Genomic DNA, 5,571 nt, shown 5'->3' with positions numbered 1-5,571 from the left:
GGAAAGGTGAGCGGCCCGCGCTCGATCCTAACCCCTCGACGCGGCTAAACCTACCTTTTTCCGGAGGCGCTGAAAGGAGCGCGACGCTGTGGGCGGATTAGCGTCAGCGTAATCCGCCATCTTGCCTTCGTGGCGCTAAGGCGATTTCAGATCAGGTGTCCGCTGCGTATAGCAGCCGCCACGACCACCGTTAGCACGGCAGATCAGATGGCAGGTGTCATCCATCGCGCAGCTGAGGAAGAACCAGACGAAATAAGATGCCAATACCAGGAAGGCGATCCACAGCGTTGCTTTGGTCCGTTGATCCATGTGGGTGCCGAAGTTCTCTCGCTATCTGCAATTGTTGCAATTCAGACATGCGGCCCGGCGTACCAATTTCGGCAGCGTGGTGGGCGCACAAGGGATCGAACCTTGGACCTCTCCCGTGTGAAGGGAACGCTCTCCCGCTGAGCTATGCGCCCGGGATTTTCGTGCACGATCAAAGGCAAACAGGCCGGCGATCGGCCGAACGATGCACGTCATCAGAGCCGGCGATTTACGAAGGGCGGCCTATCCATGTCAAGCGGTCCGCGCCAGCGGCTGCCAGGCGGCCTGCTTGTCCGGGCCTGATCCTGCTCGAAAAACCCGATTTTCGTTTCCGGATCAAGCCGGTAGAGGTCACGGGTGGTCCCGGGTCAACCGGCGGGAACAGCTTTCGGTTTTCGCGTCCTGGGATCAGCCGGGCTGCTGCTGGCGGGCGCGGGAGGCGTGGGACTGCAGCGCCCGGATGCGATCGGCCAAGGTGCCGCCGCCTTCCGGAACGCTGCTGGGGGCCGTGTCATTGGCGGCAGCGGCATTCGGCGGCCGCGCCAGCTTGGCCGGCGGCACCGGTTCGGCCGCCAGCAGGGCCTCGATCGGTGAATTCGGCCCTTCGAGCTGCATGGCGAGCTTTGCCACCTCGGCGGCGATGTCGTTGATACGTTCGCGCAGCAGCGCGTTTTCCATGCGCTCGGTCGCCCAGGAACTCTCGGCCTGCTGCTGGATCGCGTTGATGTCGCGCTGCAGTTTGGCGCGCTCGTCGCGGGCGGTGTGAAGTTGTTCCTCGACGACAGCCTTTTCGGTCCGCAGTCTTTCGACAATGGGTGATCTGCCGCTTTCGTTGAGGGCCGCGATTTCGCTGCGCAATTCCCTGATGGTGCGCTCGGCGGCTTCGCTCTGCTGGCGCAGCTGGTTGTTCTCAAAATCGCGCTCGGCGAGCAGCTTGCCCTGTTGTGCGAGGCGCCCTTCCAGATCGGAGACGCGGTTGCCGAGCATTTCGGCTTCCTTGACCTGAACGATCAGCTGGCGATCGAGATCGGTGACGCGCTGGCTCAGGTTCTCAACCCGGCTGCGCGCCTCCGCGAGCTCGCCCGTCGCCTTCTCGGATTCGGCGCGCTCCTGCGCCAGACGCGTTTGCGTCGCGGCAAATTCCTTCTCGGCGTCGCCGACCCGGTTCCTGAGTTCTTCAATGTGGAGGCGCACCGCCACCAGTTCGACCTGGCGGCTGTCCGCCGTCATCGAGCGGTCGGACAATTCGGCATTGATCTTGGCAAGCTGGCTTTGCTTGTCCTTCAGCGACAGCTCGGCGTCGCGCAGCGCTTCGGTCCTGGCGGCGAATTCCTCCTCGGTGGCGCGCAACTGTTCCTTGACCGCCTTCTCGCGCGCCTCGAGCGAGAAGATCGTCGCGTTCTTCTCGCCGAGTTCGAGCTTCATGCGGTTGATGGCGTCGGACTTCTTGCCGAGCTCGGCGAGCTGGCTCGTGGTCTTGTGCTTGAGCTGATCGACGCTCATCTCCAGCCGCCGCGCCGACATCGCAAATTCCGCGCGCAGCTGATCCTTGTCGGCCTGGATTTCGGCCATCGACAACGGCGTCGCCGCCTCGAGGCGTTTGGTCGTCAACCGTACCGCGCGGTTATGCACCAGCGGCACGATCATCAGCCCGAACAGCATCGAGACCAAAAAACCGATCGCCAGATACATGATCGGCTCGATCATGGACGCAAACTCCTCAATAAAAATTTCTTAACCACACTGCCATGGTGGCAGTTGAAAAGGCCAGCCCAATGGCCCGTTAACGTGAATTCCTAACCACAAATGTTGTTGACCCTGCAAAACCCGGCTTCGCGTTTTATTGCCTTGCGCGGACTGCAACACCGGCACCGGATCGGGTCCGTGCCGTTGCGGTCTCAGCGCCGGTCAGAACGGGTTCCAGGTCGCGCGCGGGGTATATTTAAGATAGCCGATGTTGGCGCCAAGGCGCAGTCCGATACCGGAGCGAATCGGAACCAGGACGATGTTGTCGGCGGTCAGCGCGGTCATTCCGAAGCCGCCGATGATATAGGCTGAGCCTTCGATGCCGGCGAAGCGCTGGTAGATCGCATTGGTCGCGGGGAGATTATAGACCAAAGTCATGGTGCGGGCGCCGTTGCCGCCCCAGTCGAAGCCGACCGAGGGCCCCTGCCAGTAGACCCGCAAATCGCCGGCATTCTTGGTATAGAGCGTGCCTTCGCCGTAGCGCAGTCCGGCGACGAAGGCGCCTGAGCCTTCCTCCCCGAGCACATAGCCGTTCGGCAGGCCCCATTGGCTGACCGCCCGCTCGATCACGGAGGCGAGGCCGCGCGAGACGTTGCCGAAAAACCGGTGTCCGGCGCCGAGCAATTCGTCGGGACCGTAGGTTGAGGCGGCGGGCCGGGGTTGCGGCGGCGGCAGTTCCGCCGGCGTCGCCTGCTGCTCCGGCGGCGCCTGCTGCACTGGCGGCGCCTGCTGCGCCGGCATCGCCTGCTGCACCTGCTGCGCGGCGGCGGCCACGGTCCACCATATCAGCGCGGCAAGCGTCGCCGCTGCGAGGCGTGAGGCAAAAATCATGAAGAACCCCTGGGTATTAAAAATGCTGGCCGCCGCCTTAACCTGATGCCAACGGGCACCGCTCTAGGTTGCGTCCAGTGTCCCGACTCGGATGTTATCGGCGTCAACTATGACGGCACAACGGCAGGAAAGAAACGGCGGACGTGGCATGATAGCGCTTCGGTTCAGGCTAGTCTCCATCGCTTTATGGTCAAGCCTTGGATGGGTGGGCCTCGGCGTGCAGGCATGCCTTCCGGTCCCGGCGGAAGCCACGACCACCGAACGGGTGGTCGTGAACCGTTACACCGGCCTTGCCATCGAGGGTTACGATCCCGTCGGTTATTTTGTCGATGGCCGCCCCGAGATCGGTCGGGAAGACTTCGAGGCCTCCGAAGCCGGGGCCGTCTGGCGTTTCCGTAACGAGGGCAACCGCGCGTCTTTTGTCGCCCATCCCGATATATACGGCCCCATGTTCGGGGGCTACGACCCGACCGCTCTGGCCCGGGGTGTTACCGTCGCCGGCAACCCTCGGTTCTGGCTGATCTCGGAAGAGCGGCTTTATCTGTTTGGCCGCGAAGCAAACCGCGATGCCTTTGCCGCCGATGCGCCGCGCGTGCTGCGGGAGGCGAAGGCGCGCTGGCCGGAACTGGAGCAGGATCTGGCACAATAGCGCCTCTGTCAGTCCCCTCGATGCGTAAGGCGAGTGCCGTCACCCCCAACTGTTGCAACCTATCCGGCTGCGGTCGGATCGCCCCAGGCGACGAATTCCGGCACGATGAAGTCTTTGCTGCCTTGGCCGAAGCGCAAGTCATTGCCTTGCGCATCGGTAATCCTGCCGCCGGCCGCGGTGACAACGGCGTGTCCTGCCGCGACATCCCATTCGCAGGTCGGCGCAAGGCGGGGATAGATATCCGCGCCGCCCTCCGCCACAAGCCCAAATTTGAGCGCCGAGCCGAGCTGATGCCTGATAGCGCCGGGTCGCTCCGCGATGAAGGCGTCGGTCCTGATATCGCCATGCGAGCGGCTGACGGCCACGATCCACGGCTGGTCAGGTTTCGGCAGGCCGCGGGTATGGATCGGCTCGGCCTGGAAACTTGCACCGGTCTTTAGCCGCTCGGCGCCGCGCCCCAGCAGTCCGCGCCATATCAATCCGAGTGCCGGCGCGCAGATAATGCCCAACAGCGGTGTCCCGTTCGTCACCAGCGCGAGATTGACCGTAAATTCGTTGCGGCCGGCGATGAATTCCTTGGTGCCGTCGAGCGGATCGACCAGAAAGAAGCTGCCGCCGTAGGGCGGCCTCGCCGCCAGATCAACGCGTTCTTCGGATAAAGCCGGCAGCTCTGGAATGAGCTGCGCAAGCCCTTGTTGGATGATGCGGTCGGCGGCGAGATCCGCCTCCGTTACCGGCGATCCGTCAAGCTTGCCGTCGATGGCCATCACGCCACGATTGACGGCGAGAATGGCGTTCCCGGCCCGCAATACCAGAGCGGTCAGGGGCTCCATCAGCGCGGCCGCCGCATCGCTGTCGAGCACGGTTCCCGACGAATTTGCCTTATTCATTGACAGATCTCATATGTAGCCGTCTTCCCCATGTTACCGCCTGGTGTTGGCAGCCCGCGCATCCGCAGTGTATCAAACCGGCGAGCATGCGTGATTCGCCCTGGCTAGCGCCATCTGCGGATTTACAGGAACATCTTATGTCTGGCACCTCGTCTCCCGGTCCCGCCCCCGATGCCCTCGAACTTGCCGCACTGTTGTGTTCGCGGGTCTGTCACGATCTCATCAGTCCGGTGGGTGCCATCGTCAATGGGCTTGAAGTGCTCGACGACAATCCCAAGCCGGAAGATCGCGAATTCGCCCTCGATTTGATCCGCAAGAGCGCCAAGACCGCGTCGGCGCGACTGCAGTTCTGTCGTTTGGCGTTTGGCGCCGCGGGATCGGCGGGCGCGCAGATCGACCTCGGCGACGCCCAGAACATGGCGCGCGGTCACCTCGAGGACGCCAAGACCAAGATCACGTGGAACTTGCCGCGTGTGCTGCTTCCGAAGAACCGGGTCAAGCTGCTCTTGAACATGATGGTGATCGCGCAGCAGACGATACCGCGCGGCGGCATGCTCACGGTCGATCCGATCGGCGAGGTCGAAGCGATCGGATTTCGAGTCGCAGCTGCCGGGCTCAATGCCAGGATGCCGCAAAGTATCGCCGACCTCCTGAGTTCGGGCCATGCCTCTGCCGTCGATGCCCATGCGGTGCAGCCTTATTACACGCGGCTTCTGGCCGAGGCCTGCGGTTTGAAAGTGGTGCTTGCCCCAGAGGGCGATGCGGTGGTCGTAACCGCTTCCTGACATCCTTGTTCAGGTTGCGGCCAAACGCCTTGCTGTTGGTTCGGAATAGGCGGCGCGGAAGCAAATATGGTTAACCTTCGATTTACGCCCGGCCTCGCGGCCTCCGTTGGACTGCCTTATCTCTTTGTTGAGTGCGTCCTTTTCCAATTGCTCAACCATTATTAAACGCTTTGCGGAGAAGCTGGCCAAGCTCTGAAAGGCGTGTCGAAGTCGCGCGCCCGTGCGTTCGAAGGCCCTGTCTCATGGACGATCTGTTGCGGGAATTCCTGACGGAGACCGGCGAGAGCCTGGATACCGTCGACAATCAACTGGTGAAATTCGAGCAGGACCCGAACAACGCCAAGATTCTCGATAACATCTTCCG

5 protein-coding genes and 1 tRNA gene are annotated in these 5,571 nt (G+C 62.7%); 2 read left to right on the top strand and 4 right to left on the bottom strand.

The features are described 5' to 3' along the window. Window positions 1–386: 386 nt before the first annotated feature. From ABSG20_RS28365 to ABSG20_RS28355, 3 genes are all read right to left on the bottom strand, one after another. Window positions 387–461 (bottom strand) — tRNA-Val (locus tag ABSG20_RS28365). A gap of 253 nt (window positions 462–714) precedes the next feature. Then, entirely contained in the window at window positions 715–2,013 is a 1,299-nt protein-coding gene (locus tag ABSG20_RS28360) for a coiled-coil domain-containing protein (RefSeq protein ID WP_423867779.1), read from the bottom strand. Between the two features lie 201 nt (window positions 2,014–2,214). Then, window positions 2,215–2,883, bottom strand: coding sequence for a DUF1134 domain-containing protein (locus tag ABSG20_RS28355; RefSeq protein ID WP_423867778.1), 669 nt, complete (start codon window positions 2,881–2,883; stop codon window positions 2,215–2,217). A gap of 109 nt (window positions 2,884–2,992) precedes the next feature. Here ABSG20_RS28355 and ABSG20_RS28350 point away from each other — a divergent pair, with 109 nt between their 5' ends. Then, window positions 2,993–3,532, top strand: coding sequence for a YHS domain-containing (seleno)protein (locus tag ABSG20_RS28350; protein WP_423867777.1), 540 nt, complete (start codon window positions 2,993–2,995; stop codon window positions 3,530–3,532). A gap of 59 nt (window positions 3,533–3,591) precedes the next feature. Here the strand turns inward: ABSG20_RS28350 and cysQ are convergent, their stop codons facing one another. Then, window positions 3,592–4,422, bottom strand: a complete 831-nt coding sequence (cysQ, locus tag ABSG20_RS28345) for a 3'(2'),5'-bisphosphate nucleotidase CysQ (RefSeq protein WP_423867776.1) — start codon at window positions 4,420–4,422, stop codon at window positions 3,592–3,594. Between the two features lie 137 nt (window positions 4,423–4,559). Between cysQ and chpT the strand changes: the two genes are divergently transcribed. Beyond that, a complete protein-coding gene (chpT, locus tag ABSG20_RS28340) occupies window positions 4,560–5,207 on the top strand; it encodes a histidine phosphotransferase ChpT (protein WP_423867775.1) in 648 nt (215 codons plus the stop codon). Window positions 5,208–5,571: the final 364 nt, after the last annotated feature.

It is taken from the genome of Bradyrhizobium sp. (assembly GCF_049512235.1).
Classification (GTDB): Bacteria; Pseudomonadota; Alphaproteobacteria; order Rhizobiales; family Xanthobacteraceae; genus Bradyrhizobium.
The sequence above is the reverse complement of the archived record's forward strand: the minus strand, read 5'-3'. Positions and strand labels throughout refer to the sequence as shown.

Coding starts and splice junctions, on each gene's coding strand:
- ABSG20_RS28360 (WP_423867779.1), bottom strand. CDS start 2,013: ATGATCGAGCCGATCATGTATCTGGCGATCGGTTTTTTGGTCTCGATG.
- ABSG20_RS28350 (WP_423867777.1), top strand. CDS start 2,993: ATGACGGCACAACGGCAGGAAAGAAACGGCGGACGTGGCATGATAGCG.
- cysQ (WP_423867776.1), bottom strand. CDS start 4,422: ATGAATAAGGCAAATTCGTCGGGAACCGTGCTCGACAGCGATGCGGCG.
- chpT (WP_423867775.1), top strand. CDS start 4,560: ATGTCTGGCACCTCGTCTCCCGGTCCCGCCCCCGATGCCCTCGAACTT.
- ABSG20_RS28355 (WP_423867778.1), bottom strand. CDS start 2,883: ATGATTTTTGCCTCACGCCTCGCAGCGGCGACGCTTGCCGCGCTGATA.